26 protein-coding genes and 1 pseudogene are annotated in these 25,575 nt (G+C 67.7%); 15 read left to right on the plus strand and 12 right to left on the minus strand.

Annotated elements, in window-relative coordinates; genetic code table 11:
• Positions 1-164 precede the first annotated feature (164 nt).
• Complete coding sequence (locus AASM09_RS19945; protein ID WP_100443704.1) at positions 165-2,687, plus strand: PepSY domain-containing protein; 2,523 nt, start codon at positions 165-167, stop codon at positions 2,685-2,687.
• A gap of 120 nt (positions 2,688-2,807) precedes the next feature.
• On the opposite strand, the gene AASM09_RS19950 is transcribed toward AASM09_RS19945, so the two are convergent.
• Positions 2,808-5,348, minus strand: coding sequence for a methyl-accepting chemotaxis protein (locus AASM09_RS19950; RefSeq protein ID WP_049428688.1), 2,541 nt, complete (start codon positions 5,346-5,348; stop codon positions 2,808-2,810).
• A gap of 203 nt (positions 5,349-5,551) precedes the next feature.
• On the opposite strand from AASM09_RS19950, the gene AASM09_RS19955 reads away from it, so the two are divergent.
• Together AASM09_RS19955 and AASM09_RS22250 are read left to right on the plus strand one after the other, a co-directional pair.
• Positions 5,552-6,391, plus strand: coding sequence for an arylamine N-acetyltransferase family protein (locus tag AASM09_RS19955; RefSeq protein ID WP_100443705.1), 840 nt, complete (start codon positions 5,552-5,554; stop codon positions 6,389-6,391).
• 102 nt (positions 6,392-6,493) lie between these two features.
• Positions 6,494-6,685: pseudogene (locus AASM09_RS22250) on the plus strand (arylamine N-acetyltransferase family protein); the annotation flags it as partial.
• An 84-nt stretch (positions 6,686-6,769) separates the two neighbouring features.
• On the opposite strand, the gene AASM09_RS19960 reads toward AASM09_RS22250, so the two are convergent.
• From AASM09_RS19960 to AASM09_RS19970, 3 genes are read right to left on the minus strand one after another with little or no spacing between them, the layout of a single operon-like run.
• On the minus strand, positions 6,770-7,141 hold the full coding sequence (locus AASM09_RS19960; RefSeq protein WP_049428964.1) for a VOC family protein: 372 nt from the start codon (positions 7,139-7,141) through the stop codon (positions 6,770-6,772).
• Positions 7,142-7,163: 22 nt separating this feature from the next.
• On the minus strand, positions 7,164-7,802 hold the full coding sequence (locus tag AASM09_RS19965; RefSeq protein ID WP_049429006.1) for a response regulator transcription factor: 639 nt from the start codon (positions 7,800-7,802) through the stop codon (positions 7,164-7,166).
• Positions 7,799-8,899, minus strand: a complete 1,101-nt coding sequence (locus AASM09_RS19970) for a sensor histidine kinase (protein WP_049428965.1) — start codon at positions 8,897-8,899, stop codon at positions 7,799-7,801. Before AASM09_RS19970 ends, AASM09_RS19965 begins: the two co-directional genes overlap by 4 nt.
• Positions 8,900-9,060: 161 nt before the next feature.
• Between AASM09_RS19970 and AASM09_RS19975 the strand changes: the two genes are divergently transcribed.
• The 3 genes from AASM09_RS19975 to AASM09_RS19985 all read left to right on the plus strand — a co-directional run bounded on the left by AASM09_RS19975 (position 9,061) and on the right by AASM09_RS19985 (position 11,813).
• A complete protein-coding gene (locus AASM09_RS19975) occupies positions 9,061-9,483 on the plus strand; it encodes a DUF2141 domain-containing protein (protein WP_049428966.1) in 423 nt (140 codons plus the stop codon).
• A 26-nt stretch (positions 9,484-9,509) separates the two neighbouring features.
• Positions 9,510-11,033 carry a carotenoid oxygenase family protein gene (locus AASM09_RS19980; RefSeq protein ID WP_049428967.1) on the plus strand — a complete coding sequence of 508 codons (1,524 nt, stop codon included), beginning with the start codon at positions 9,510-9,512 and terminating at the stop codon, positions 11,031-11,033.
• Positions 11,034-11,096: 63 nt separating this feature from the next.
• Positions 11,097-11,813, plus strand: coding sequence for an ABC transporter substrate-binding protein (locus AASM09_RS19985; RefSeq protein ID WP_019338955.1), 717 nt, complete (start codon positions 11,097-11,099; stop codon positions 11,811-11,813).
• Positions 11,814-11,904: 91 nt separating this feature from the next.
• Here the strand turns inward: AASM09_RS19985 and AASM09_RS19990 are convergent, their stop codons facing one another.
• The gene (locus tag AASM09_RS19990; RefSeq protein ID WP_010481100.1) at positions 11,905-12,804 is read right to left on the minus strand and encodes a LysR substrate-binding domain-containing protein; all 900 of its coding nucleotides are present in this window, start codon (positions 12,802-12,804) and stop codon (positions 11,905-11,907) included.
• A gap of 98 nt (positions 12,805-12,902) precedes the next feature.
• On the opposite strand from AASM09_RS19990, the gene AASM09_RS19995 reads away from it, so the two are divergent.
• Positions 12,903-13,046: a hypothetical protein gene (locus tag AASM09_RS19995; RefSeq protein ID WP_180849023.1), complete on the plus strand. Its 144-nt coding sequence runs from the start codon at positions 12,903-12,905 to the stop codon at positions 13,044-13,046.
• 7 nt (positions 13,047-13,053) lie between these two features.
• Here AASM09_RS19995 and AASM09_RS20000 read toward each other — a convergent pair whose 3' ends face one another.
• Positions 13,054-13,620, minus strand: a complete 567-nt coding sequence (locus AASM09_RS20000) for a GIY-YIG nuclease family protein (protein ID WP_049428968.1) — start codon at positions 13,618-13,620, stop codon at positions 13,054-13,056.
• Between the two features lie 42 nt (positions 13,621-13,662).
• A complete protein-coding gene (locus AASM09_RS20005; protein ID WP_049428969.1) occupies positions 13,663-15,216 on the minus strand; it encodes an alkaline phosphatase in 1,554 nt (517 codons plus the stop codon).
• 119 nt (positions 15,217-15,335) lie between these two features.
• Between AASM09_RS20005 and AASM09_RS20010 the strand changes: the two genes are divergently transcribed.
• Positions 15,336-16,130: a D-alanyl-D-alanine carboxypeptidase family protein gene (locus tag AASM09_RS20010; protein ID WP_049429007.1), complete on the plus strand. Its 795-nt coding sequence runs from the start codon at positions 15,336-15,338 to the stop codon at positions 16,128-16,130.
• A gap of 6 nt (positions 16,131-16,136) precedes the next feature.
• On the opposite strand, the gene AASM09_RS20015 is transcribed toward AASM09_RS20010, so the two are convergent.
• A complete protein-coding gene (locus tag AASM09_RS20015; RefSeq protein WP_049428970.1) occupies positions 16,137-16,730 on the minus strand; it encodes a TetR/AcrR family transcriptional regulator in 594 nt (197 codons plus the stop codon).
• A gap of 16 nt (positions 16,731-16,746) precedes the next feature.
• The gene (locus tag AASM09_RS20020; RefSeq protein ID WP_049428971.1) at positions 16,747-17,343 is read right to left on the minus strand and encodes an NAD(P)H-dependent oxidoreductase; all 597 of its coding nucleotides are present in this window, start codon (positions 17,341-17,343) and stop codon (positions 16,747-16,749) included.
• Positions 17,344-17,469: 126 nt separating this feature from the next.
• Here AASM09_RS20020 and AASM09_RS20025 point away from each other — a divergent pair, with 126 nt between their 5' ends.
• Entirely contained in the window at positions 17,470-18,003 is a 534-nt protein-coding gene (locus AASM09_RS20025; protein WP_049428972.1) for a hypothetical protein, read from the plus strand.
• Between the two features lie 151 nt (positions 18,004-18,154).
• Here AASM09_RS20025 and AASM09_RS20030 read toward each other — a convergent pair whose 3' ends face one another.
• Complete coding sequence (locus AASM09_RS20030; protein WP_049429008.1) at positions 18,155-18,982, minus strand: isocitrate lyase/PEP mutase family protein; 828 nt, start codon at positions 18,980-18,982, stop codon at positions 18,155-18,157.
• A 168-nt stretch (positions 18,983-19,150) separates the two neighbouring features.
• Here AASM09_RS20030 and AASM09_RS20035 point away from each other — a divergent pair, with 168 nt between their 5' ends.
• The 5 genes from AASM09_RS20035 (at position 19,151) to accC (ending at position 23,020) form a co-directional block, all read left to right on the plus strand.
• Positions 19,151-19,879, plus strand: a complete 729-nt coding sequence (locus tag AASM09_RS20035; protein ID WP_049428973.1) for a DOPA 4,5-dioxygenase family protein — start codon at positions 19,151-19,153, stop codon at positions 19,877-19,879.
• Positions 19,880-20,237: 358 nt separating this feature from the next.
• On the plus strand, positions 20,238-20,687 hold the full coding sequence (aroQ, locus tag AASM09_RS20040) for a type II 3-dehydroquinate dehydratase (protein ID WP_049428974.1): 450 nt from the start codon (positions 20,238-20,240) through the stop codon (positions 20,685-20,687).
• Entirely contained in the window at positions 20,684-21,109 is a 426-nt protein-coding gene (locus tag AASM09_RS20045; RefSeq protein ID WP_049428975.1) for a lysozyme inhibitor LprI family protein, read from the plus strand. The genes aroQ and AASM09_RS20045 overlap by 4 nt, the downstream gene beginning before the upstream one ends.
• A gap of 53 nt (positions 21,110-21,162) precedes the next feature.
• Positions 21,163-21,642: an acetyl-CoA carboxylase biotin carboxyl carrier protein gene (gene accB, locus AASM09_RS20050; protein ID WP_010481080.1), complete on the plus strand. Its 480-nt coding sequence runs from the start codon at positions 21,163-21,165 to the stop codon at positions 21,640-21,642.
• A gap of 10 nt (positions 21,643-21,652) precedes the next feature.
• Positions 21,653-23,020 carry an acetyl-CoA carboxylase biotin carboxylase subunit gene (gene accC, locus AASM09_RS20055; RefSeq protein ID WP_049428976.1) on the plus strand — a complete coding sequence of 456 codons (1,368 nt, stop codon included), beginning with the start codon at positions 21,653-21,655 and terminating at the stop codon, positions 23,018-23,020.
• A gap of 127 nt (positions 23,021-23,147) precedes the next feature.
• On the opposite strand, the gene AASM09_RS20060 is transcribed toward accC, so the two are convergent.
• Together AASM09_RS20060 and AASM09_RS20065 are read right to left on the minus strand one after the other, a co-directional pair.
• Positions 23,148-23,522 carry a hypothetical protein gene (locus AASM09_RS20060; protein WP_005411254.1) on the minus strand — a complete coding sequence of 125 codons (375 nt, stop codon included), beginning with the start codon at positions 23,520-23,522 and terminating at the stop codon, positions 23,148-23,150.
• On the minus strand, positions 23,519-24,484 hold the full coding sequence (locus tag AASM09_RS20065) for a hypothetical protein (RefSeq protein ID WP_049428977.1): 966 nt from the start codon (positions 24,482-24,484) through the stop codon (positions 23,519-23,521). The genes AASM09_RS20060 and AASM09_RS20065 overlap by 4 nt, the downstream gene beginning before the upstream one ends.
• Before the next feature lie 164 nt (positions 24,485-24,648).
• On the opposite strand from AASM09_RS20065, the gene prmA reads away from it, so the two are divergent.
• Complete coding sequence (gene prmA, locus AASM09_RS20070) at positions 24,649-25,569, plus strand: 50S ribosomal protein L11 methyltransferase (protein WP_049428978.1); 921 nt, start codon at positions 24,649-24,651, stop codon at positions 25,567-25,569.
• Positions 25,570-25,575: the final 6 nt, after the last annotated feature.

Below are 25,575 nucleotides of genomic sequence, written 5' to 3' on the forward strand. Positions count from 1 at the left end.
GCTGTTGCTGTTGCTGTTGCCCTGGCCTGAAGCGGGTGCCGGGCGCCGCCCGGCCGATACCCCCTGCTTGACCGCAGGCAGGGCGCCCCGGAGAATTACGCGACTAATTCTCATTTGCTGTTGCGCAGGATGCGGGCGGCAGCCTTCCGGGCCCTCCTCCTCCGATGTTCAAGAACGTCCTGTTCCAACTGCACTGGCTGCTGGGCATCACTGCCGGTGCCGTCCTGGCCGTGATGGGCCTCAGCGGCGCCGTGCTGTCCTTCGAGGACGAACTGCTGCGTGCCGCCAACCCCGGCTTCGCCGAAATCGCCGAACACCATTCCGAAGGCCAGCATCCGCTGGCGCTCACTGAACTGGTGCCGCTGCTGCAGGCCGGCAGCGAGCGACCACTGCAACGCCTGCGCATCGATGCCACCGGACAGCGACCGTCAGTCGCACGGTTCGCTGGCGGCAAAGAGCACTGGGTGTACTTCGACCCGTACAGCGGCGAACGCTTCAGCGCGCTGCGCGGGCAGGCCTTCTTCGATTTCGTCGAAGACCTGCATCGCCACCTCGCTGCGGGCGAGCGCGGCAAATGGATCACCGGCAGCTGTGCCATCGCCCTGCTGTTCTTCACCCTGTCCGGCCTCTATCTGCGCTGGCCGCGGCGCTGGTGGCACTGGCGCAGCTGGTTGGCGGTGGAGTGGAAGCGCAGCGGCCGCGGGTTCCTGTGGAGCCTTCACTCGGTGGTCGGCACCTGGGTGCTGTTGATCTACCTGATGAGTGCGCTGACCGGCCTGTGGTGGTCGTTCGATTGGTACCGCAGCGCCGCCAACACCCTGCTGGGCGTCGCGCCGGCGGCCAAGCACAAGGTCGCCACCGACACGACGCTGGACCTGCGCCGCGTGGAAACCACCTTGTATGCGTTGCCCGGCGTGCGCACCGGCTTCATCGACCTGCGCCTGCCGGAAAAGCCCGGCCAGGTACTCAACGTGCGGGTGATGGCCGGTGATCCGTCTCAGCGCGGCGGCCACCATGACCGTGCACATGATCTGCTGCAACTGGATCCGGCCAGCGGGGCAATCCTCGATTCGCGCCCCTACGCGCGCCAGGGCACCGGCGGCCAGCTGGCCACCAGCGTGTTCGCGTTGCACTCGGGCAGCTACTTCGGCATACCCGGGCGCGTGGTGGTGATGCTCAGCAGCCTGGGCATGAGCCTGTTCTTCATCACTGGCTGGATGCTGTACCTGGACCGTCGCCGCAGCCAGCGTGCCGCACGCGGGCTGCGCCAGTCGCTTCCGGTTGCCGCCGCCGATGATGGCCGCGCACCTTGGCTGGTCGTGCATGCCAGCCAGAGCGGGCTGGGCGAACAGCTGGCCTGGCGTGCTGCCGCGCAGCTGCAGGCCGCTGGCCATGCTGTGCAGGTACTGCCATTGGCCCGGGTCGATGCCACGCAGCTCGCGCGCACTGCGCAGGCCTTGTTCGTGCTGAGCACCTTTGGCGATGGCGAACCTCCGGATGCGGCGCGGGGCGCTGCGCGACGGCTGCTGGCACAAGCGCCCGATCTGTCGGGCCTGCAGTTCGGCCTGCTCGCCCTCGGTGACCGCCAGTACCCGCATTACTGCGGCTTTGGCCGCCAATTCGATGGCTGGCTGCTGGGCAACGGTGCACGTGCGCTGTTCGGGCGCATCGATGTCGATGCCGCTGCGGTACCGGCGCTGCGCCAGTGGCAGCAACAGCTGGGCGCGCTGACCGGCATCGCCACCGATGACAGCGTGCTGCCGGCCGCCACGCAGATGCACGAGTGGCGCCTGCTCGGCCGCGACCGCCTCAATCCAGGCAGCATCGGCGGTGCGATCTGGCGCATCCGTCTTGCTGCGCCGGCCGAGGTGCAGTGGCAGGCGGGCGACATCCTGCATATCGCGCCCCGCCACAACGCACAGCACGCCGGTGCGGTACTGAAGGCACATGGGCTGGATCCCCTGGAGCCGCTGCTGATCGACGGCCAGCCGCGCACGCTGCTGGCGCTGGCCAGCGAGCGCGCGCTGCCCGATGCCGATGCTGCGCTGGCGGTGCAGGATGCGTGCCTGTGGCTGGCAGGGCTGTCACTGCTGCCGGGGCGGGAGTACTCCATCGCGTCCTGTACGGATGACGGTGCGGTCGAGCTGGTGGTACGGCTGGTCCATGACGAAGCCGGACGCACCGGCCTGGGCTCGGGCTGGCTGTCAGTGCATGCGCCGATAGGCGCCAGCATCGCCTCCCGCGTGCACCGCAATCCGGGTTTCCATCGCGTGACCGGTGCACCCATGGTATTGATCGGCAACGGCACCGGCATCGCCGGCCTGCGCAGCCTGCTGCGCGAAGCCGCCCATGCGGGAGAACACGGGCACTGGCTGCTGTTTGGTGAACGCCAGCGTGCGCACGATTTCCTGTTCGCCGACGAGATCGAGGCCTGGCAGGCCAACGGTCATCTTGCGCGGGTGGACCTGGCGTTCTCGCGCGATGGCGACGGCGGCTACGTACAGGATCGCCTGCGCGTGGCGGCCGATGCCCTGCGCGACTGGATGCAGCGTGGTGCCGTCATCCACGTGTGCGGTTCGCTGCAGGGCATGGCCGAAGGCGTGGACCAGGTGCTGCGTGAAGCGCTCGGTGATGAGGCGGTGGAAACACTGCTGGAGAGCGGGCGCTACCGTCGCGACGTGTATTGATTCCTGCCACCGCGCATTGGCGTGAGCCGGGCATGGGCTCGGCTCTACAGTGTTTCCCGAGCCCGATGATGTAGAGCCGAGCCTGCGCTCGGCTGATTCCCCTCCGGCCCACAGCACCGCCTAGGCCGCCGCGCGTGCCGCCCGCTGTTCCGGCTGCAGCCGGAACGCGCCCACCGCTTCGGCCAGCGCGTGTACCTGCGCCTGCATCTGCGCGGTGGAGGCACCGGCTTCTTCCACCAGGCTGGCGTTGCGCTGGGTGCTGGCTTCCATCTGCACGATGGTCTGGTTCACCTGCGCGATGCCGGCATGCTGGTCCTGCGATGCACTGCGGATACCGGCCAGCAGCTCGGCCAGCTGCTGCACGCTGCCAACGATCTCGCCCATGGTGGTGCCCGCCTGCTCGGCCTGCTGGTTGCCTTGCCCGACCCGCGCCACCGAATCCTCGATCAATCCCTTGATCTGCTTCGCCGCATCGGCACTGCGCTGGGCCAGCAGGCGTACTTCTGCCGCCACCACGGCAAAGCTGCGGCCCTGCTCGCCCGCACGTGCCGCCTCCACGGCCGCATTGAGCGCAAGGATGTTGGTCTGGAAAGCGATGCCATCAATCAGCTGGGTGATATCACCGATCCGGCGCGACGCCTCGCTGATGCCCTGCATGGTCGCCACCACCTGGCCCACCGCCTCACCGCCGCGCTGTGCCACCGCTGCGGCACCCTTGACCAGCGCGTCGGCACGCCCTGCGGCATCTGCATTGCGGCCAACGGTGTCGGTCAGCTCATGCATCGATGCGGCCGTTTCTTCCAGGTTGGCCGCTTGTTGTTCGGTGCGCTGCGAGAGGTCGTGATGACCGGCAACGATCTCGCCAACACCGGTGTCGAGGCTGGAGGTGGCGTGCTGGATGCGGGTGACGATGCGGCCGAGCTGAGCGACGGTGGCATTGGCATCGTCGCGCATGCGCGCGAACACCCCCTGCAGTTCACCCTCCATGCGCACGCTGAGGTCACCGCGGGCGAGCGCGGCAAGCAGTGCCTGCAGGTCGCCGAGATTGGTTTCAAAGGTCGCCAGCAGGCGATTGATGCTGGTCGACAGCGTGCGCACGAAGCCCTGCTTGCCCTCCAGCGCGATGCGCCCATGCAGGTCACCGTGAGCGGCGGCGTCGACCAGCGCGGCCACTTCGGTTTCCAACAGGGTTTCCAGCGCACGGCTGCGCCATTCCACCGCCACGCCAAGGAACTGGCCTTCGTCGATGATGGCGTTGGCAATCAGCTGGTAGCGCACCCCTGCATGGCCGATCTCGCGCTCCTCGCGCTGGCGCACGCTGGCCAGGCTGCCCAGCGCTGGATGCAGGCGCACCGCGTCGCTGCCCACCAGCTCTTCGATGCGGCGCTCGAGCTGCAGCAGCAGTGCCGGGTTGGCGTAGGCGACCTGCCCTTCCGCATCGATCACCATCAGGCCGGTCTGCGCGCTGTCCAACGCCTGGCGCACGCGGGTGTTGCCGCGCGCCACCGCCCGCTCGGTCTCGATGCGCGCACGCAGGCGTTGCTGCATGTCGACCAGGCGCTGGGCCAGCTGGCCGATCTCGTCGTTGGCGTTGTAGACGCGCAGGGTGGTGTCCAGGCGGTCGTCAGCGATGTCGCTGGCGAAACGCAGGGTGTCCTGGATCGGCTGGCGCACCGCGCGCAGGACCAGCACCAGGCTGGTGATCAATACACCGGCAACCAGCAGCAGCGTGAGTGCGAACAGCACGCTCATGGCGCGTGCGCCGGCTTGCTGGCGTGCCTGTGCACTGGCCAGCGCCGCGACCTGTGCCTGCTGGAATGCGGCCAGCGCCGGTGCCACGCCAGCGGCGGTTTCCAGCAGTGACTGTGCCTCCACATCCAGCCCGACACGCGCGGCGGTGTAGCCCAGCAACGCGATCTGGTAGCCCTCCATTCCGCTGCGCAGGGCGTCCTGCACATCGGTAGGCAGACCGGCCAGCGCCAGATCGAATGGCAGTTTTTCTTCGCTCGCACGATCAGCATGCGTGGAATCCCCATCGAGCAGCAACAGCGCCTCCTGACGGCGCATCTTCTGCAGGGACAGCGCCAGCGACGGTCGCTGCTGGGCGTCCACCTGGGTCTGCAGGGCATCGGCCGCCTGCTGCAGCTGCGCGGCAAGGCCAGCGTCGCCGCGACCCATTTCATCGACACGTTCGAACAGCGCTACCACACCCTGCGAGAACGCGTCAGCGGCCTCGGTCAGCGCCTGCAGGGCCTTGCGCCGGCCGGCATCCATCGGCATCGCACGCAGCGCCTGCAGATCGGCCTGCAGGGCTTTCTGGGTCACCAGCAACTGGTTGCGGTCGGCATCATCGAAACTGCGTGCATACTGGGTCTGCAGGCGGCGCGCTTCGGCCACCCGCGTGGCCAGGCTCGCAGCCAGATCGCTGCCGCGCTGGTAGCTGGCCTGGCTGCGTGCAGCCTGTGCGCTGGCGTGGCCGGTCCAGGCGTACACGGCAGCGATCGCGACCAGGCCAAGCCCACAGACCCACAGGGTCGCCTTGAGTTTGTTGGCCACGCTGAGCCGATGCGGCTGCAGCCAGCGCAGCAGGCCGGGGGACGCCGAGCGCAACGTGCCAAGGCGCGCGCGCAGGGACCTGAGGTGGGGGACAACGGCCGACATGACAGACTCCAGGCGGAAGGACGCACCTGTATCGGCTGGATCTGACAGAACTTTAGGATTTTTTTCGTTCGCCCACGCCGATCGCTGACGGACGCGGCCTTTGTACCGGGCACAGGCGACGGGGGGATGACATCGCCGGCGCGCTTGACCTCAACCCCGGTTGGGGGAGCACAGTGGACCTCCCTCCCCCGACCGGTGCCGCCATGACGACGCTCGATGTCCCCCGCTACCTGCAACGCCTGCAGCTGGATGCGCCGCCACCGCTGACGCTGGCCGGACTGACCCTGCTGCAGCAGCGCCACAACGCGCTGCTGCCATTCGAGACGCTCAGCTGCCTGCTGCGCGACGCGGTACCGATCGACCTGGACAGCGTGCAGCGCAAGCTGCTCGACGAGCGTCGGGGTGGCTACTGCTTCGAACTCAACGGCGGCCTGCTGGCCCTGCTGCAGGCACTGGGCTTCGATGCGCAGCCGCTGAGTGCGCGCGTACTGCTGGCCGCACAGGACGGCGAGCTGACTGCACGGACCCACCTGCTGCTGCGCGTGCAGGTGGACGGCGATGATTGGCTGGTGGACGCCGGTTTCGGCAGCCTGACCCCGACCGTGCCGCTGCGCCTGCACGATGCGCAGCCGCAGGCCACGCCGCACGAGCGCTATCTGCTGCAGCGCCTGCCCGAGCAGGGCGACTTCGTGCTGTCAGCCGAATCCAGCGACGGCTGGCGGGCGATGTACCGCTTCGATCTGCAGGCACCGGCACCGATCGACAACGTGGTGGGCAACTGGTACGTGTGCACCCACCCCGATTCCAGCTTTCCGGGCCAGCTGCGCGCGTCGCTGACCGGGCCCGACTGGCGCCGCACCATCGGCAGCGGCAACTACACCGAGTACCGCCCCGGGCAGGCGCCGGACAAGCGCCCGCTGCACGATGTCGGCGATGTGCGCGAGGTGCTGCAGCAGCGTTTCGGCATGCAACTGCCCGACGATCCACGACTGGACCCGGCGATCAACGACTGGCTGCAGCGCTCGCGTGCCTCGATCTTGTAGAGCCGAGCCCATGCTCGGCTGAGCTTGGGCGCCTGGGCCAACAGCAGCCGAGCGTGGGCTCGGCTCTACAGAACTGCGCGGGCCTGCAGCGCGATGCGGTTGCCTTGCCAGCTGCGCGCGTCGCTGACCTGGCCCGACTGGCGCCGCACCATCGGCAGCGGAAACTACACCGAGTACCGCCCCGGGCAGGCGCCGGACAAGCGTCCGCTGCACGATGTCGGCGATGTGCGCGAGGTGCTGCAGCAGCGTTTCGGCATGCAACTGCCCGACGACCCACGACTGGCTGCAGCGCTCGCGTGCCTCGATCTTGTAGAGCCGAGCCCATGCTCGGCTGAGCTTGGGCGGCTGGGCCAACAGCAGCCGAGCGTGGGCTCGGCTCTACAGAACTGCCCGGGCCTGCAGCGCGATGCGGTTGCCTTCACTGTCGCGGATCTCGGCCACTCGCCAATCGCCGGCATCGGCCGGGCCGAAGCGCAGTTCGGCACCTGCCTGCAGCGCGCGCGCGAGGCTGGCATCCAGGTCATCCACGCCGATGTAGATGCGCGCGCCCTGCTCGGAGGGCCTGTAGTCCGCACCTTGCACCAGCGCCATGCTGGCACCCTCCGCGTCATCCGAAAACGGCAGGTACGCCATCTGGCAGTCATGCAGCAGGATCGGCGCATCCACGTCCACCCGCAGCCATTGCTGGTAGAACGCAATGGCACGGGCCAGGTCACTGGCGGGGATCTCAACGTGCAGGATCGAGTTCATGCCTTTTCCTGGTGCCGGCAACTCAGATGATGCGCAGGGTAATCGCCTTCAGCACCGCGCGGGTGCGGTCACGGGTGCCGAGCTTGTCGAGGATCGCCGAGACATAGTTCTTCACCGTGCCCTCGGCCAGGAACAGGCTGCGCGCGATCTCCTTGTTGCTGTAGCCACCGGCCAGCAGGCGCAAGATCGCTACTTCACGCTCACCGAAGGTATCGGTGGGCGGCGCTTCATCATGGAAGCGGTAGCGGGCGCGTACCGGCTCGGTGCTGACCGGCAGCAGCAGGGTCTCACCGGTGGCAACGCGCTCGATCGCCTCGCGAAGGTCGGCCGGTGCTGCGTCCTTGAGCAGGAATCCCTGCGCTCCCGCCTCGCTGGCGCGCAGCAGCAGATCGCTTTCGTCGAAGGTGGTCAGCAGCAGCAGCGGGGTGGCGTCACCGCGTGCGCGCAGCTGGCGCAGCGCTTCGATGCCGTCCATCCCGGGCATGCGGATGTCACTGAGCACCACGTCCACCGGCTGGGTGGCCAGCGCATCCAGCAGCGCCTGGCCGTCTTCGGCCTCCAGCACCACCTCCACGCCCAGCCCCTGCAACAGCGCGCGCAGGCCGGCACGGACCAGCGCCTGGTCGTCGGCCAGGGCAACACGGATCGCGCCGCCGCTCATGCTGGCACCCACGCGGTCAGGTGCATGCCACCCTGCGCGGTGCGGGCCAGTTCCAGCTGGCCGCGCACTGCGGCCAGGCGCTCACGCATGCCGGCGATGCCGTTGCCCTCTCGGATGCGCTCGGCGCACTGGCCGTCATCACGGATGTCGATACGCAACCGGGAATCCTCTTCGTTGATCGTCAGCCATACGGTGTCTGCGTTGCCATGCCGGGCGGCATTGGTCAGCGCTTCCTGTACCAGGCGCAGCACAGTCTCTGCCATCAGCGGGTCGGCCACGCGCACGCTCTCGCCGATCTGCAGCTGCAGCTTCGGGCGCGGAAACGGCGCGGCCAGCGCGTGCAGCGCAGTAGCCAGATCGAGGCCGCGATCATCGCGCATCGATTGCACCACCTGGCGGATGTCGGCCAGCAACTCGCCGGACAGCTGCTCGGCCAGCACCAGTCCTTCGCGCCCGGCCAGCACAGGGTCGGCCGCAAGGGCGCGCAGGTTCAAGCGCATCGCGGTGAGCTTGTGCCCGGCCACATCGTGCAGTTCGCGGGCCAGGCGCAGGCGCTCGGCATCGCGTGCACTGTCGGCCAGCAGTGCACGTGTCGCCAGAAGATCGGCATTGACGCGGGCCAGGTCATCGCGGGCCAACGCAGTGCTGCGCGCGTAGTGTGCGGTCAGTGCGGCAAATGCCTGGAACCCGCCATACAGCAGCACCACCAGCAACGGCTGGGTGAAACCACTGTGGCGCAGCACGAGATACATGGCGAGGTTGGCCAGCAGTGCAACACCCAGCACGAAGCGCGGTGGCCAATGCTCGGCCAGCTGCGCCACCAGCACCACCAGCAGTACCGGCGCGGTTCCGGTGCGCGGCTGCAGGGCAACCAGTGTGATCGCCAGCACGGCCTGCAGCGCCGCAGCCAGTGCACGCACGCGGATCGGCATTGCCGCCCATCCGTGCACCACGAACAGCAGCAGGAACGCGCCAAGCGACGCCTGGCTGAGGCCGGCACCGGCGCCCTGCACGCCGAATGACAGGCCCACCACCAGCACGGTGACCAGGCCGGCGAGGCTGAGGGGACGCAACAGGTGGCGGAACAGGCTGGGCATGACCTGATGCTGACGGCCGCGGCAGCAACCGGCAATGGGTCCAACGCAGAAAGTGACTTCTGGCACGTCGGATCGATGACCACTGGCCCTGAACCCACCAACGCGCCCCGCGCAGACTGGCTCCACACCGCAACACACCACCCACCTCCGGAGCCACCGCCATGATCCGCACCGCCCTGCTCAGCACCGCCCTGACTGCCCTGGCCCTGGCCAGTGGTGCCCACGCTGCCGATCTGGCAGTGACCGTACACGATGTCCGCGTGCAGACCGGCACCCTGCGCGTTGCACTGGTCGACAGCGCTGCCGCCTGGGACGGCAAGGCCAAGCCGGTGCAGGCGCAGCAGGCGACGCCCAGCGGCGACAGCGTCCACTTCACATTCAAGAACCTGCCGGCCGGCAGTTATGCCGTACTGCTCACCCACGACGAGAACGACAACGGCAAGCTCGACACCAACCTGGTCGGCATGCCGGTGGAAGGCTATGGCTTCAGCAACAACCCGCAGGTGATGCGCAAGCCGACCTTCGACGAGGCACGCGTCGACGTGCCGGCTGCCGGCGCTGCCATCGACATCACCCTGCGCTGATTCCTGCATCCAGACCCGAGGCCATCATGGACCGTCGCCGCTTCCTCCATACCCTGCTCAGCAGCAGCGCCTGCCTGGCTCTGGGCGCCACCGCACTGCGCAGCGCGCCCGCCTTCGCCGGTGACCCGGCCCGTTTCGCGCAGGGCCTGCAGGAGCACCCGTGGCTGCTGGGCTGGCGCGGCGTCACCAGCGAGAGCCTCGGCCCGGCCACCGTGCAGCTGCAGGGCCGGCTGCCGGCCGGCCTCGCCGGAACGCTGTACCGCAATGGCCCGGCCTGGACCGAGCGCGATGGCTTCCGCTACGACCACTGGTTCGACGGCGACGGCATGGTGCATGGCTGGCGCTTCAACGGCGATGGCAGCCTGACCCACCACGGCCGCATGGTGGCCACGCCGAAGTTCAGCCGTGAACAGAAGGCCGGCCGCTTCCAATACCCGGCGGCCGGCACAAGCGTCCCCGGTGCCCTGGCGGTACGCAACAACGATGACGCCAACGTGGCCAACACCTCGGTGACGATGATCAATGGCCGGCTGTTCGCGCTGTGCGAGTCCGGCTCGGCGTTCGAAGTGGACCCCGATTCGCTGCAGACCCTCGGGCCGGTCACCTGGCGCCCGGATCTGGCCGCGCTACCGTTCTCCGCGCATCCGCTGCCGGACCGCGATGGCAGCGTGTGGAACTTCGGGTCGATCAGCCTGATGGGAGGCCACGGCCTGCTGGTCTGGCACATCGGCAGGGACGGCCAGCTGCGCAGTGCCAATGTGATTGAAACGCCGGAACATGGCTACCTGCATGCCTTTGCGATGACCGAACAGCACCTTGTGTTCGTGCTGATGCCGTTCGACTTCAACGGCACCGGCGGCAGCTTCTTCGAGCGCATGCAGTTCGCGTCGCAGCGCCCGTCACGCATCGCGGTGGTGGCCAAGGATGCGCCGGACAAGGCGCAATGGTTCGATGCACCGTTCGCGGCGATCTATCACTTCGGCGATGCCTTCACCCGCGACGGCGGCATCGTGCTGCGCGCGGTGCGCCACGACGACATCAGCGAAGCGCGCTCGCCGATGAAGGAAGCGATGGCCGGGGACGGCGCGCACGCGGCGAACAGTGGCGCCAGCCTGGTCGAGTTGCACCTGGACCTGCGCCGCGGACAGGCACGCTGGGAAACCCTGGACATCAGCGCGGTGGAGTTCCCGCTGTTCGATCCGCGTTCGGCCAACACCCGGGGGGCGCGCCTCTACGCGCCGACCATCGATGGCCCGGCCACGGCGCCGTACTTCAACGCAGTGGCTGCATTCGATATCGAGCGTGGGCGTCGCCAGCTGTGGCACTACGGGCCGGACATCATGGCCGAGGAACATGTGTTCGTGCCGCGGCCGGGCAGTCGCAACGCCGATGACGGCTGGCTGGTCGGCACCCTGCTCGACCCGGTGAACAAGCGCAGCGGCCTGGCGGTGCTGGATGCGCGCCATGTGGATGACGGCCCGCTGGCACAGGCCTGGCTGCCGTATGCGGTACCACTGGGCTTCCACGGCACTTTCGCCGCGCACGGCTGAGTCCACGCTACGCGGACACCGTTGTTTGGCATGCTGGGACTCCCCTGCCCCGTGGAGTCCTGCATGTCCTTGGCCGACCATCGAAGTACGCTGGCACCGCACGGTTTCCTGCGCGTGGCGATCAACCTGGGCAACCCGGTGCTGGCACAGGGCGATGCGCGCTCACCGCGCGGCCCCTCGCTGGAACTGGCTACCGCATTGGCGCAACGGATGGGGGTGCAGGCACGCTTCACCTGCCACGATGCCGCAGCCTCGGTGGTCGCCGCAGCGGGCGAAGACGGCTGGGACCTGGCTTTCCTGGCCATCGATCCGGCACGCACCGACCGCATCGCCTTCAGTGCCCCGTACGTGGAGATCGAAGGCACCTATCTGGTTCGCGAGGACAGCCCTGCGCAGCAGGTGGCCGACCTCGACCGCGAAGGGCTGCGCATCGCGGTGGGGCGTGGCGCGGCCTATGACCTGTTCCTGAGCCGTGAACTGCGCAACGCCACGATCGAGCGGGCGGAGACCTCGGCGGCGGCCATCACCCTGTTCGATCAGCAGCGTCTGGATGCCGCCGCCGGCGTGCGCCAGCCGCTGGTGGCCTGGGCACAGGCGCATCCCGGCCATCGCGTGCTGGCCGACCGTTTCACCGCGATCCAGCAGGCGGTGGCGGCGCCAGCGTCGCGCCCGGCCGAGGCACTGCAGACGCTGTTCGACGAGGTGGAAGCGATCAAGACCGGTCCCTTGCTGGGCGAAGCGTTCGCCCGTGCCGGGCAGGCAGTCACGCTGGTGCGGTGACTGTAGCGTCGAGCCATGCTCGACTGCTTCTTCGAAAGACCAGTCGAGCATGGCTCGACGCTACAGATGCGAGATCGAGCACCGCGCCACGCTACAGATGCGCGTCTGCCATGTGCCGCACGTGCTCGGCGGCCTGCGCATGCAGCCAGTCGCGGAACGCGAGGAAGCCACGATGGCTGGCCGAGCGCTGCGGGTACACCAGCCAATGTGGCCAGTCGGTCTTCAGGCGCTGGCTGGACAGCGCGACCAACTGGCCCGAATCCAGCAGCAGCCGCGCCCGCGTCACCCGCCCGAGGGCCACGCCCACGCCATCCAGAGCGGCGCGATGGTGCGCCTCCGAATCATCCAGCACCGCCACGAAGCGCGACGGCGGGCTCTGCCCGCTCAACGCGAACCAGGCGCCCCATGCCCCGTCCGGATCACCCAGCAGCGGCCACTGGGTCAACGGCACACGGTCGACGCCTCCCATGCGTTCGATCAGCGCCGGGCTCGCCATTGGCAGCAGCCATTCGTCGAACAGCGGCTCCACCACCAAGCCTGGCCATTGCCCGCTGCCCAGCCGCAGCGCGGCGTCGAACTGGCGCTGCCGCTCGAAATCAATCAGGCGTTCACTCGACTGCAGGTTGATCTCGATCTGTGGGTGCTCTGCCACGAAGTGACCCAGGCGCGGCACCAGCCAGGCCGAGGCCATCGACGGTACCGCGCTGATCGTCAGCACGTGCTCGGCACGTGCGGCATAGGGCTGGAAGGCTTCGTTGATCGCATCCAGATGCGGACCCACCTGGTCGAGCAGGCGCTGGCCCTCCAGGGTGAGGGTGACACCACGCGGCTGGCGGATCAGCAGCGGCTGCCCGAGCCGTTCTTCCAGCTGCCGCATCTGATGGCTGAGCGCGCTGACGGTCAGGTTCATCGACGCCGCCGCGCGCGACAGGTTGCCGAGCCGGGCGGCGGCCACGAAGCCCTGCAGGGCATGGAGCGGTGGGCGGGACATCAGGCTTGAATTCCTCTCAAGGCATGCTTGCGGAAATGTCGCTTTTTCCCCGCCCATGCTGCCCGTATCGTGCAATCCACTCAAGTGGAGGCACGCTCATGAACATCTTCGGCGGCTTGTTGTTCCTGCAGGGCCACGTGGCCAGCACCGAGCTGGCACGCCAGCTGGCCAGCCCTCCCACACCTGCCCCGCAGTGCGCGCAGCAACCGGCTGCGCCTGTTCAGCCGCCGAGAACCCGTTGAACGCTCCTCACCCTGCGTACCAGCGTTGGACGTGTTCAGGCAGCCACGGGATCGGATCGATATCCAATGCCCGACAACCGTCGAGGGTGTCACGCAGCGCGCGCTCGCCGGGGCCACTGGGCAGCCGCAGGCCTTCCTCCTCCGGAAGTTGCACCGCAGCCCAGTCGTGCAGCCGGTCCATGCGCAGGCGCAGGGCGGCCCGCAGCCACGCCTTCAGTGGATAGCAGCGATAGCCTTGTTCGCCCAACGCGATAATTGCACGCGACAAGGCCTGGTTGGCACCACGTACCCATTCGGTGCGGCCTCCAGCCTTGTCCTGGACCGTCATCGGCGCCGGCGCGCGGTGCGCCTTGAACGGCGAACGCAGCTGCAGCTCCAGGTCTCGCGCATCGCGCTCGCTTTCCGCTTCCACCAGTGCACCGGCGTCGAGGTCGAAGAACTCGAACCAACGCCGGTGCAATGCGCTGATGCGTCCGAGCGGATCACGTGAGAAACCGATCTTCGCGTAGTCTTCCCACGCACAGGGGAAGACGTAGGCGAAGAAACGACCGTCGATGCGGATATCCGACTGCATGTGCGCAGGCTGCCTCGATAACAGCCCGGGTGCAACCGGGCGTTACCGTGGACGCTGCAGCGCCTCCTGCACCGCCGCAGCCACGTCGGTGTTGTCGATGTAACTGCCGTCGTTCCAGCGCACGTGCTGACGGTAGCCGGCATCAACGCCGCGCACGCGCTTGGCCAGCAGTTCCGACCCCGCGCCCTTGGCCCACAATGGCACCAGCGCGTTGGAGTGGTTACCGGTGGGTCGGAAGCTCATCCCCGGCATGCGGCCGCGTCCATGGTTCCTTATCGGTTCGAAGGCCACGATCTGCGCGTCCGGGCCCATCGGCATGCTGTTGTCGTGGTCGGTGGTGACGATCAACAGGTTTCGCTCCCAGCCACCGTTACGCTCGATCCAGTCGACCACCGCCGTCACCGCGTCGTTGAACTCCACAGTTTCCTCGATCAGGCGGCCGTACTGCGGCTGGTCCGTGCACTGGCCGTAGTGCCATTCGGTACCGCAGGCACTGGTATGCGCGGCCCAGTCGGTGGCGCCGCCTTCCACCATCAGGAACAAGCCGCGGGGGGAACGCTGCTGCAGGAACTGCAGCGCGCCACGGGTCATGGTCGCCAGATCGGGCACGCTGTCGATCTTCCTCACTCCCGAAGGCGTGGCTGCATCCTTGCCCAGCACCTGCAGGCGGCGCGCCTGCTGCAGGGTGTTGGCCACGCGCGGTACACCGATCAGCGGCCTGTCGGCCGGCAACCGTCCCTGCGCCAGTGCGGCGAACGCTTCCTTGCTGCGGATCAGGCGCCACGGTCCCGCCGGATTGCCGGCGATGGTGCTGCCCGCTTCCAGCTGCTGCCAATCCTGCTGCGACACCCACTGCCATGGATTCGCGCAGCCCTCTGCGTTTGCGGCGTCCGTGCCTTCGTTACAGGCGCGGCCGTCGACGCTGTAGCCGGGGCCACCGGTGCCCATCACCAGGTCCATGTGCCCTTGCGACAGCATCTGGTGGGCGATGGCGTGGTAGTTGTTGCGCGCTGCGTTCTGCGCTGCGAACGCAGCGGGCGTGGCGTGCGCGAAAGGCACCGAGGTGACCACGCCGGTGGCCATTCCCAGGCGCTTGGCGCGCAGCGTGTTGAATTCAACAGCGTTGCCATCGTTGTCCACATTGATGGCGTTGTTGTAGGTCTTGATGCCCGAAGACAGCGCCGTGCCTGCTGCGGCGCTGTCGGTCGCCACCGCGGCCAGGTACTGGTAGCCGGCGAACGGCAGGTCCTGCGCCGGCACCGGCTCGGTATCCCAGGCCTTGCCAACGTCGTAGCCGAGGGTCTGCGCGTTGTCGCCGGTCGGCTGGCTGCTGGCGTTCAACGGGAACGTGGTGACCGCCAGGCGATGCGGGAAATCCGCATAGGGGGCGCCTTCGCGGCTGCCGTATTGCCAGTAGGCAGCGGCATCCCAGGTACCCCAACCCGCGCCGTCATTGATCATCACGATCACGTTGTACGGACGGACGTCACCGGAAGGAACGGCCCCGGCACGCAGAGCGGGCTGGCAGCCGCCAAGCCCGGCCAGCGCAAGCAGCAGCGAGGAGTGGAGCCAGCGGCGTGGCGTACGTGCCGTCATTGAACAGTCTCCCAGGCCATAGGCGGCCGAAATGACGGTACGTTATATCGTTTCAATATTGCAGCTTCATGCAGCCGCCGCGGACTATCCTGCAGGCCTCCTTCGCCATCGCCGCATGCATGCCGTCTCCCACCTCCGCGCGCGACCCGCTCTCGTCCATCACCCTCGATGCAGCAACCCTCACGGTGATCCACCAGCACAACGCCGACATCGCACGACAGCCGGCGTCGCTGACCAAGCTGATGACCGCCTACGCGGCCTACGCATGCATCGGGGAGTACGGGCACTCGTGGGACGAAACGGTCACCGTCGCTGACGACGATGTGCATGCCGTGGCCGACGACGAAACGCGCATGGGGCTTGTCCCCGGAGAGACCGTCACCCTGGGACGTCTGCTGGAAGGCCTGATGATCGTCTCCGGCAATGACGCGGCACTGGCCATGGCACGTCATCTGGGCGGATCGCAGCCTGCATTCCTGGAACGCATGAACCGGCACGCGCGCCAGCTGGGCCTTCGCAGCACGTGGTTCGCCAGCGTGTCGGGCATCACCACGCCGCGTCATGCATCCAGCGCGCGTGACATGGCGGTGCTGGCCGCCTGCCTGCTGAACGATCATCCGCAGATCCTGGCGATCACCGCGCAGCGCGCGTTTGAACATGGCAGCTTCAGCCGCAACAACCAGAACGCCCTGCTGGGCGATGACGGCGTGGATGGATTGAAGACCGGTTATACCCGCGCTGCAGGCTTCTGCCTGGCGGCGACCGCGTGCCGGGCGGTACCCGGGCGTGCGCAGCCGGTGCGGCTGATCACCGTGGCCCTGGGTTCTGAAAGCCGCGAGGCACGCGATGCACGGGTACGTGAGTTGCTGGCCGACGGTTTCGCTGCGCTGGCCGGCACCGCCATGGATGCCTGAGGCCGATCAGCGGCGCTTGACCGTAGCCACGATCAGGCGCTGCAATTCGGCTTCGGCGTCACCCTTGTCCAGCGCCCCGGCAACCACGGCTTCGGACAGGGCTTCGGCTGCACCGAGAATCGCCCAACACCCCGCCAGCGGCACTGAGCCGTCAGCGGCGAACGGGCCCAGCCAGGCGTCGCAGTTGTCGATGAAGTCCTGCTGGTAGCGCCGGCGCACCTCATGCAGCTCCGGCGCGCCCACCAGCGCGGCGAGGATGCCCTGCACTTCACTGCCCTGGCTGAGGATGCAGTCGATGTAACCGGAGGCGATGGCGGCCGCACGATCAGCCAGCTGTGCCCTGGCGCGACCGATACGCTCGTGGAAGACCACCGTCTGCCGTCCGTCGTAGTCATCGTAGAGCGCGGCCAGCAGGCCGTTGCGGGTCACGAAGTGGTCGTAGGCCACCGGCTTGGTCACGCCCGCCGCTTCGGCCAGCCGGCCCAGCGTCAGCGCATCGGTGCCTTCTTCGCCGACCAGCGTCCACGCCACCTCCAGCAGCTGGCGGGCGCGCTGCTCTCGGGTCAGGCGGCGGCGCATGGGAGAGGTGTTGGCAGGCATCAGCGGAACACGGTGATCAACTCATCGGAGTACCAATTTTACGGCCGATTTCCACGGCGGTCTGCAGGTGTGCCTGCGCGGCACCGCTGTCGGCGTCGAGCAGCAGTTCGGACGACAGCACGCGCGCGCCACAGTAGTCGAAGATGCCCATGTCGATCTGGGTCTTCATCGCTGTGCCATAGCCGCGCCGTTCGATCATTTCCGCGCCCGCACCGCCAACGCCGACCAGGTGCACGCGCAGGCGCTGCAGCTTCTTCTGCACCTTGCCATCGGCGCCGTCCTGATAGGCCCAGCCCTGGGTGAACACGCGATCGATCCATCCCTTCAGCAGCGCGGGGAACGACCACCAGTACAGCGGATAGACCAGCACCAGCGTATCGGTGGCGTCCAGCCGTGCATGCTCGGCGGCCACGTCGGCCGGCACCACGCCGGTGCCACGGAACAGCGCCTGGTCCTGCGCGGTGAAGCGCGGATCGAAGCCCTCGGCCATCAGGTCGGCGTGGGCCACGGTGTTGCCGGCATCGCTCGCAGCGATGGCGTCGCCGATGCGCTGGGCGATGGCATGGGTGAGCGAACCGGGTTCGGGATGGGCGGTGACGATGAGGCTATGCATGCGGGAACGCTCCAGGATTCTCTACCTACCAATGGTAAGTATCAATTTCCGGGACACCAGCACCACCGGTGGGACGCTGTTTTCGCACCCCTTATAGTGACGAGGTTGCCCGTGAGATTCCCGACGATGCGCCGATACCTGTTTGCTTCATTGATGTACCTGTTGCTGGTTACGTCGGCACCGCCTGCCTTGGCCGGCGAGCTCACCCCGGCCGAGTCGGCCGGCCTGCGCGAGGACGTACAGGCGATGTTGACCGCATTCGCCAAGGGCGATGCCGAGCTGATCATCGCCCGCACGCATCCCAGCCTGAAACGCCTGGCCGGTGGCGATGAGACCTACGCCCAGTCGACCCGCGATACCGTCAAGGCATTGCACAAGGCTGGCGTCGTCATCATCAGTGACGAGGCCGGAGTGCCCGGCCGCACCTATGCCGCCGGTGACGAAGAAGTCTGCTTCGTACCGCGGCAGTCACTGCTGCGTGTGCGCGAAACCGCTATCCGCAGCACCTCGTTCATGGTTGCCGTGCGCCACGTCGGCACTTCGCAGTGGCGCTACCTTGATGGCGCCGGGCTGATCGACAATCCAGCGATGCTCCGGCAGCTGTTGCCGGCACTCGAGCCGGGCGTGATCCTGCCCAAGGGCGGAGTGGAAACGCTGTAGCGCACTTGCAGGGCGACGCTACGCTCCGGCGCATCCATCCACGCATGGCGTGGATCCATCGGCATGCGGGCACAGCTCCTCGGTGGGTGCGTAGCTTGCTGCGCACCGGGCATCCTGCATCCACGCATGGCGAGTATCTACCGGCTGTCCGCTAGCGGAACAACGCGTTCAACGCCGCACCCGAGGCCGCCTGCTGCAGGCCATCGAAACGACCGTCCTGCATGATCGGCTGTGTCGCCTGCATCAAACCTCCCCAGGCGGCGCGCGCCAGCGCACCCCCCAGGCTGACCCGCCGCACGCCGAGTGCGGCGATGTCCTGCAGGCTCAGCGGCGTCGGCCCACCGACCAGCAGGTTCACCGGCTTCGTTCCTGCTGCGGCAACCACCGCACGGATCTGCTCCGGGGTCGTGATGCCGGGTGCGTACAGCACATCGGCACCGGCTTCGGCATAGGCGCGCAGGCGCTGCAGCGTGTCCTGCAGGTCGGGCACGCCCACGAAGAAGTTCTCGGCACGCCCGACCAGCAGCACCTCGCCGCCCGCACGGTCGATGGCCGCACGCGCCGCACGCAGGCGTTCGACCGCCTGGTCGATCGGGCGCAGCGGTGCATCGGCCACGCCACTGGCGTCCTCGATCGACAGCGCGGCGATGCCGGTATCGATCGCTGCGGCCACCGCCTCCCCCACCGCCTGCGGCGTGGCGCCGAAGCCATCACCGAAATCGGCATTCAATGGAAGTGCTGTCGCCGCCGCCATCAGCCTCAGGTGCTCCAAGGTGGCCTGCAGCGAGACCGCACCGTCCGGTCGCCCTTCGCTCCAGGCGCAGCCGGCACTGGTGGTGGCCAATGCCAGGAAGCCCTGCCGCTGCAGGTAGCGCGCACTGCCCACGTCCCATGGGTTGGGCAGCACGAAGCACCCCTGCGCGTGCAGTTGGCGGAAAGACACACGCTTGTGCTGTGTGTCGGCATCGGGCGGGGTCATGGCAGGGCTCCGGGGCGGCAGACCTGCACCGTAGCCCGCCGTGCGGTCGCGCTCAATGGCATCGAAGCCCGCCATGCATGAGGTGATGCTGCCTGCTTATTGGACGCCACCGGCCACACTGCCCGAGCGTGCGTGCTTGCCCACACCCATGCCGCCACGGAGCCCTTCATGCAGCCTGACCCGCATCTCCTCATCGATGACGGCGACGATGACGCCCACTGGGCCGACCTGCTTTCGCCGGCACGGCGGCGCCTCATCGCCTCGGCCGGGCTGGCCGCCGGAGGCCTGGCCAGTGCCTCGACAGCCTCGGCATCGCCCCATGGCGACGTTGCAGCGAACACCACCGAGCCCGGCCGTCCCGGCTTCCGTGCCATCGTGCCGCCGGCGCCGAAGGGGCGCAGTCCCTGGGGCCAGGCCACGGCCAGCGAACCCACCCCGCGGCCAGCCAGCGTGCGTCCCGGCGAAGCCACGCTGCCCACCACCCCGCGCGCCTATACCGACATCAAGAGCTATCACGCACATATCTACTTCGATGAAGACAGCTTCGAGAAAGCCGCCCTGCTGCGGCGCTGGGCGGCCGAGCGCTTCCCGGTGGAACTGGGCAACTGGAACCTGGAGCCGCGCGGCCCGCATGTAACACCGTCGTTCTACTTCGGCTTCAACAACGACCTGCTGCCGGTGTTGGTGCCGTGGCTGCAGCTCAACAGCCTGGGGCTGACCATCCTGATCCATCCCAACACCGGCGATGGCCGCGCCGACCATCTGTACTACGCCCTGTGGGTGAACCGCGCGCAGCCGGTGAACGCCTACAACTGGCCGGTGCCCAAGCCGGGCGAGCGGGAGGCATTGGAAGAAGTGTTCCCGAACGTGGTGCCGACGGTGCCGCTGGAGACGTGAGCCGCCTTTCCCGCAGGTGCGCAGCTTGCTGCGCACCTTGGGCTGCCCTCCGGTGGGTGCGTAGCTTGCTGCGCACCGAACTTCCATCATCCATGCATGGCGGGGATCTACCGGTCGGTGGCCCTTCACCCGCACGTGGCGCGGGTCCCCGGACAAGGCTCTTGCCGCCATCGTCGGCCTACGTGCACGCATCCCCCGCCCGCACGGCGTTCAGCGCGCCTTGAACCGCCGCCCCGCATAGGGCCACAAGCGCTTCGGCAGATTTCAAACAAACGATTGAAACGCAGCAAACTTCGCCGAACTGGACAGCATCCGCCGGTTCCGCCAGACTGCCGCCCTTTCCCGTCTTCCGGATCCCATGGCGAAGCTGCTGGTCCTGCACGGCCCCAACCTCAACCTGCTCGGCACCCGCGAGCCGGAGGTCTACGGCCACACCACGCTGGCCGACATCGACCAGGCCCTGATCGCGCAGGCCGCCGCCGCCGGGCACACCGTGGAGAGCCTGCAGTCCAACGCCGAGCATGTGCTGGTGGATCGCGTGCAGGCGGCGCGCAACGACGGAACCGCTTTCATCCTGATCAACCCCGCCGCCTTCACCCACACCTCGGTCGCCCTGCGTGACGCGCTGGCGGCGGTGGCGCTGCCGTTCATCGAGATCCACCTGTCCAACCCGCACACACGCGAACCGTTCCGCCAGCACAGCTACTTCAGTGACAAGGCGGTGGGCGTGGTGTGTGGTTTCGGTGCCGACAGCTATCGCTACGCGATGGATGCGGCGCTGCTGCGCGTACAGGCGGCCGTCGCGTGAAGGTGCTGCCGCACGTGCTTGCCAGCATCCTGCTGTGGGCCGGCCTGTGCGGTGCCACCGCGGCATTCGACCGCAAGGACGAAGGCATCGACTGCGCGCATCCGACCACCACGATGGAGAGCGACCTGTGCGCCTCGGACGTGGCCGCGGCCGCTGACGCCGAACTCAATGCCGTATACGCCCTGGCGCGAAAGCAACTGCGCACGCCGGCCAAAGGCGGCAGCTGCAGCTACTGCGGCGATGCCGAGCAGCAGCTGGTGCTGGCGCAGCGCGCCTGGGTGCAGCTGCGCGACCACGACTGCAACGCGGTCTATGCCCTCAATTCCGATGGCACGGCACGCAACGGCGCACAGATGCGCTGCCTGACCACCCTCGCGCGCGATCGTACGCGCCAGCTGCGCGAGTTCTACGAACTGCTTTGACCCGAGCGCGCTGCGCTCCCCACCACACTGACATCAAGAGCAAAGAGGCCACCATGGATCTCCGCAAAATCAAGAAGCTGATCGACCTGCTGGAAGAGTCGAACCTGGCTGAAATCGAAATCAAGGAAGGCGAAGAGTCGGTGCGCCTGTCGCGCGCCCCGGTGGCCGGCTATGCCGCCCCGGTCGCCGCACCGGTGTACGCCGCTCCGGCCGCCCCGGCACCGCAGGCGATGCCGATGCAGTCGCCGACCGAAGCCTCCACCGGCGGTACCGCCAAGCCGGGCCCGGCGCTGCCGGAAGGCCACGTGCTGCGTTCGCCGATGGTCGGCACCTTCTACGCTTCGTCCGCCCCGGACAAGCCGGCCTTCGTCACCGTTGGCCAGCAGGTCAAGGAAGGCGAGACCCTGGCCATCATCGAAGCAATGAAGATGTTCAACCCGATCGAGGCCGACAAGTCCGGCACCATCGTCGCCATCCTCGGCGAGAACGGCCAGCCGGTGGAATTCGACCAGCCGCTGTTCGTGATCGGCTGAGGGGCACGCCATGCTCGACAAAGTCGTCATCGCCAACCGAGGGGAAATCGCGCTGCGCATCCTGCGCGCGTGCCACACCCTCGGCATCCGCACGGTGGCCGTGCATTCCACGGTCGACCGCAACCTCAAGCACGTGGCCATGGCCGACGAGTCGGTCTGCATCGGCCCGGCGCCGTCGCCGCAGAGCTACCTCAACATCCCGGCGCTGATCGCCGCTGCTGAAGTCACCGACGCGCAGGCGATCCACCCGGGTTACGGCTTCCTGTCGGAGAACGCCGACTTCGCCGAACGCGTGGAAGAGTCCGGCTTCATCTTCATCGGCCCCAAGGCCGACACCATCCGCATGATGGGCGACAAGGTCGAAGCCATCCGCGCGATGAAGTCGGCCGGCGTGCCGTGCGTGCCCGGCTCGGGCGGCCCGCTGGGCGAGGACATCGTCGCCAACACCAAGATCGCCCGTGAGATCGGCTACCCGGTCATCATCAAGGCGGCCGGCGGTGGTGGTGGCCGTGGCATGCGCGTCGTGCACGCCGAAGCCTCGCTGAAGACCTCGATCGAAACCACCAAGAGCGAGGCCAAGGCCGCGTTCGGCAATGGCGAGGTCTACATGGAGAAGTTCCTGGAGAATCCGCGCCACGTGGAAATCCAGGTGCTGGCCGACGGCCAGGGCAACGCCATCCACCTGGGTGAGCGCGACTGCTCGATGCAGCGCCGCCACCAGAAGGTGGTGGAAGAAGCCCCGGCACCGGGCATCACCGCCGAACAGCGCGAGCAGATCGGCAAGGTGTGCACCGAAGCCTGCATCCGCATCGGCTACCGCGGCGCGGGCACGTTCGAGTTCCTGTACGAGGACGGCCGCTTCTACTTCATCGAAATGAACACCCGCATCCAGGTGGAACATCCGGTCACCGAAATGGTCACCGGCATCGACCTGGTGGCCGAGCAGCTGAAGATCGCCGCTGGCCAGAAGCTGTCGATCAAGCAGAGCGACGTGGTGCTGACCGGCCACGCGATCGAGTGCCGCATCAACGCCGAAGACGCCGAGACCTTCGTGCCGAGCCCAGGCACCATCACCGGCTTCCATCCGCCGGGCGGCCCCGGCGTGCGCGTGGATACCCACATCTACAGTGGCTATCGCGTGCCGTCCAACTACGACTCGATGATCGGCAAGCTGATCGTGCACGGCCCGGACCGCGAAACCGCCATCGCCCGCATGCGGGTGGCGCTGAGCGAGATGGTGGTCGACGGCATCAAGACCAACATCGCCCTGCAGCAGCGGATCATGCGTGACAAGGGCTTCCAGGCCGGTGGCCAGAACATCCATTACCTGGAAAAGCGCCTTGCCGAGCGCAAGAACAAGCCGATCGCACTGACCTGATCGGCAGCAGGTGCTGGACATGAAAAGGGCGGGGATATCCCCGCCCTTTTCTGTTGTTGTAGAGCCGGGCCCACGCTCGGCTTGCTGGAAAAGCAGCCGAGCATGGCTCGGCTCTACAGCAGGTGCATCAGCGCTTGTCGGCAGCTTCGGCCGGGATCTGCGAATTCGCCAGCGGGCGAACACCATTGGGCGAGCTCGGGTCGACGATCACCATCGTCTCGGTGGACCCATCGGGCCACACCACCTGGAAAGTACTGCCTGCCGGCAACGAAGCAAACGGCATGCCGCTCTGCGCGCGATAGACCGCAGCGACCTGGCTGGCACCCACGCGGCGCACATCTTCCTGCGCCTTCACCGTGGTCAGTTCCACTTTTGAAAGATGCCGGTAACGATCTTCATAGGTGTCGATCATCAACAGCCCGACCGCGCCGGCCGAATAGGCCACGAACAGCGCCACCCAGAACCAGAACTTGGCTCCATGCAGGAATCGACGGTAGTTCATTGCCCGCCCCTCTTTCCAACCAATCGCTTGATCCACTGCTTCATTTTCCCCGCACCTTGCCGCGAAACCGCAGCGTCATACACGAAATCCCGGAAATCCTGCGTCCCATCCTGCGAACAGATCCCTCCATTCGCACAAAAACTGTTGACCAGCACACTGTCGGCACCACACGGTAGACCGAGTTCGCAGGCCGCAACCCGCCATGCCAGTTCACTGAGCTGTTCTCCCGCCACCAGGCCAGTGAGCGCCTGGTCCCCCGCCGCGCGCACGCCCATCCCCGGCGCGATCGCCATGAAGGCCTCCGGATCGCGCGATGTGCGCACCCGCTCGACCAGGTCACGGCGGTACTCGGGGCTGTCATGCAGCGGTTCGCCCTCGGCGAACAGCGATGCTTCCGCAGCCAGGTTGCCCTGCGTGGCCGCCTTGCGACGCTCGGCCAGCACCAGCGCGGACCCCAGCTTGTCACCGGGTACGAAACCGCCACAGCGCTGTGCCACGCGCTCGCGGGCCTGCACCATGGCCGGCGCGGCGGTCAGGCCCAGCCCGGCCAGCACGTTGTTGTCCAACCGGTAACCGCCCGGATCGATGGCGTACTGCGCGCAGTAGTCGTAGACCCGGCTGAGCATCCAGCGGGCTTCGTGGTTGCCTTCGTCGGCCTGCACGCGCAGGCGCTGCGCGTAGGCGTACAGATCGGTCGCATCCTCGATGTCCGCGCGCAGGTCCAGCGGCAGGCCCGAAGGCAGCCCGTTGCCGCGCTCGAACGCCGCCAGGCGACGCGCCAACGCTTCCGGCACGACCGGCAGGCTTGCCGCATCGTCCGCCGCAACCCGCGCCGTCGGCAGCTCGCCTGCGGTCACCGGCACCGATCCGGCATGGCCGCTGGCCCGATACCCGGCCACGCCCAGCACGGCCACCGCCGGCAGCACGAGCAACCAGGTTTTCAGGGTCGGAGCAAAGGCCATTGGCGGCAGTGAGCGTTCACGGCGCACAGGAAAGCACCAAGTTTAACAAGGCCCGACAGGCCTGTCTGAACCGGTTCCGTTCATCTCCGAGCGGCATCTCAGGCAATACGGAGACGCTCCGATGGTCTAGCATGGCCCCCTTTCCCGCGATTGCCCCCACCGCCATGCCGTTCCTGGAACTGACCCTGCGTTGCACCGAAGCTACCCAGCCCCGCTATGAGAATGCGCTGGAGGACGTTGGCGCACTGGCCGTCACGCTGCTTGATGCCGAGGCCGATACCAGCAACGAACAAGCCATCCTCGAGCCGGGCGTGGGCGAGACCCCGCTGTGGGACACCCTGGTGCTGAGCGCGCTGTTCCCGGCCGACAGCAATGCGCTGCTGCTGTTGGCCGCACTGGAGTACTTCGACCCGGAGCTGGACTGGAGCAGCGGCAGCTTCCGCGCGGTCGAGGACGAAGACTGGGAACGCGCCTGGCTGGACCAGTTCCAGCCGATGGATTTCGGCAGCCGTACCTGGATCGTGCCGTGGAACCATGAACTGCCGGAGGCCGCGCAGGCGGCCGACGCCGCCGTGGTGCGGCTGGACCCGGGCCTGGCGTTCGGCTCGGGCACTCACCCGACCACCGCGCTCTGCCTGCGCTGGCTGGACCAGCTGGCCGTGGACGGCCTGCTGCAGGGCCAGCGCGTGCTCGACTTCGGCTGCGGCTCCGGCATCCTTGCGCTTGCCGCGCTGAAGCTGGGCGCCGCTGAGGCCATCGGCGTGGACAACGATCCGCAGGCACTGGTCGCCACCGCCGACAATGCCGAGCGCAACGGCCAGCAGGCGCGCATGCACGTCTACCTGCCACAGGACGAACCCGTCGCCACCTACCCGATCGTCGTCGCCAACATCCTTGCCTCGGCACTGGACGCGTTGGCCGAGCTGCTGGCCGCACGCGTCGCTGCCGGTGGCCGCATTGCCCTGTCCGGCATCCTGCATGGCCAGGAAGGTGAACTGCTGCAGCGCTATGGCGCATGGTTCGACGATCTGCAGGCCACCCAGGATGGCGACTGGATGCGCATCACCGGCGTGCGCCGCGCCTGATCGTGG

The sequence above is a fragment of the Stenotrophomonas maltophilia genome, from assembly GCF_039555535.1.
Taxonomy (GTDB): domain Bacteria; phylum Pseudomonadota; class Gammaproteobacteria; order Xanthomonadales; family Xanthomonadaceae; genus Stenotrophomonas; species Stenotrophomonas maltophilia_Q.

Bases quoted from the DNA above. Each gene is read 5' to 3' on its own strand.
- AASM09_RS19945 (WP_100443704.1), top strand. From the start codon at position 165: ATGTTCAAGAACGTCCTGTTCCAACTGCACTGGCTGCTGGGCATCACT.
- AASM09_RS19950 (WP_049428688.1), bottom strand. From the start codon at position 5,348: ATGTCGGCCGTTGTCCCCCACCTCAGGTCCCTGCGCGCGCGCCTTGGC.
- AASM09_RS19955 (WP_100443705.1), top strand. From the start codon at position 5,552: ATGACGACGCTCGATGTCCCCCGCTACCTGCAACGCCTGCAGCTGGAT.
- AASM09_RS19960 (WP_049428964.1), bottom strand. From the start codon at position 7,141: ATGAACTCGATCCTGCACGTTGAGATCCCCGCCAGTGACCTGGCCCGT.
- AASM09_RS19965 (WP_049429006.1), bottom strand. From the start codon at position 7,802: ATGAGCGGCGGCGCGATCCGTGTTGCCCTGGCCGACGACCAGGCGCTG.
- AASM09_RS19970 (WP_049428965.1), bottom strand. From the start codon at position 8,899: ATGCCCAGCCTGTTCCGCCACCTGTTGCGTCCCCTCAGCCTCGCCGGC.
- AASM09_RS19975 (WP_049428966.1), top strand. From the start codon at position 9,061: ATGATCCGCACCGCCCTGCTCAGCACCGCCCTGACTGCCCTGGCCCTG.
- AASM09_RS19980 (WP_049428967.1), top strand. From the start codon at position 9,510: ATGGACCGTCGCCGCTTCCTCCATACCCTGCTCAGCAGCAGCGCCTGC.
- AASM09_RS19985 (WP_019338955.1), top strand. From the start codon at position 11,097: ATGTCCTTGGCCGACCATCGAAGTACGCTGGCACCGCACGGTTTCCTG.
- AASM09_RS19990 (WP_010481100.1), bottom strand. From the start codon at position 12,804: ATGTCCCGCCCACCGCTCCATGCCCTGCAGGGCTTCGTGGCCGCCGCC.
- AASM09_RS19995 (WP_180849023.1), top strand. From the start codon at position 12,903: ATGAACATCTTCGGCGGCTTGTTGTTCCTGCAGGGCCACGTGGCCAGC.
- AASM09_RS20000 (WP_049428968.1), bottom strand. From the start codon at position 13,620: ATGCAGTCGGATATCCGCATCGACGGTCGTTTCTTCGCCTACGTCTTC.
- AASM09_RS20005 (WP_049428969.1), bottom strand. From the start codon at position 15,216: ATGACGGCACGTACGCCACGCCGCTGGCTCCACTCCTCGCTGCTGCTT.
- AASM09_RS20010 (WP_049429007.1), top strand. From the start codon at position 15,336: ATGCCGTCTCCCACCTCCGCGCGCGACCCGCTCTCGTCCATCACCCTC.
- AASM09_RS20015 (WP_049428970.1), bottom strand. From the start codon at position 16,730: ATGCCTGCCAACACCTCTCCCATGCGCCGCCGCCTGACCCGAGAGCAG.
- AASM09_RS20020 (WP_049428971.1), bottom strand. From the start codon at position 17,343: ATGCATAGCCTCATCGTCACCGCCCATCCCGAACCCGGTTCGCTCACC.
- AASM09_RS20025 (WP_049428972.1), top strand. From the start codon at position 17,470: ATGCGCCGATACCTGTTTGCTTCATTGATGTACCTGTTGCTGGTTACG.
- AASM09_RS20030 (WP_049429008.1), bottom strand. From the start codon at position 18,982: ATGACCCCGCCCGATGCCGACACACAGCACAAGCGTGTGTCTTTCCGC.
- AASM09_RS20035 (WP_049428973.1), top strand. From the start codon at position 19,151: ATGCAGCCTGACCCGCATCTCCTCATCGATGACGGCGACGATGACGCC.
- aroQ (WP_049428974.1), top strand. From the start codon at position 20,238: ATGGCGAAGCTGCTGGTCCTGCACGGCCCCAACCTCAACCTGCTCGGC.
- accB (WP_010481080.1), top strand. From the start codon at position 21,163: ATGGATCTCCGCAAAATCAAGAAGCTGATCGACCTGCTGGAAGAGTCG.
- accC (WP_049428976.1), top strand. From the start codon at position 21,653: ATGCTCGACAAAGTCGTCATCGCCAACCGAGGGGAAATCGCGCTGCGC.
- AASM09_RS20060 (WP_005411254.1), bottom strand. From the start codon at position 23,522: ATGAACTACCGTCGATTCCTGCATGGAGCCAAGTTCTGGTTCTGGGTG.
- AASM09_RS20065 (WP_049428977.1), bottom strand. From the start codon at position 24,484: ATGGCCTTTGCTCCGACCCTGAAAACCTGGTTGCTCGTGCTGCCGGCG.
- prmA (WP_049428978.1), top strand. From the start codon at position 24,649: ATGCCGTTCCTGGAACTGACCCTGCGTTGCACCGAAGCTACCCAGCCC.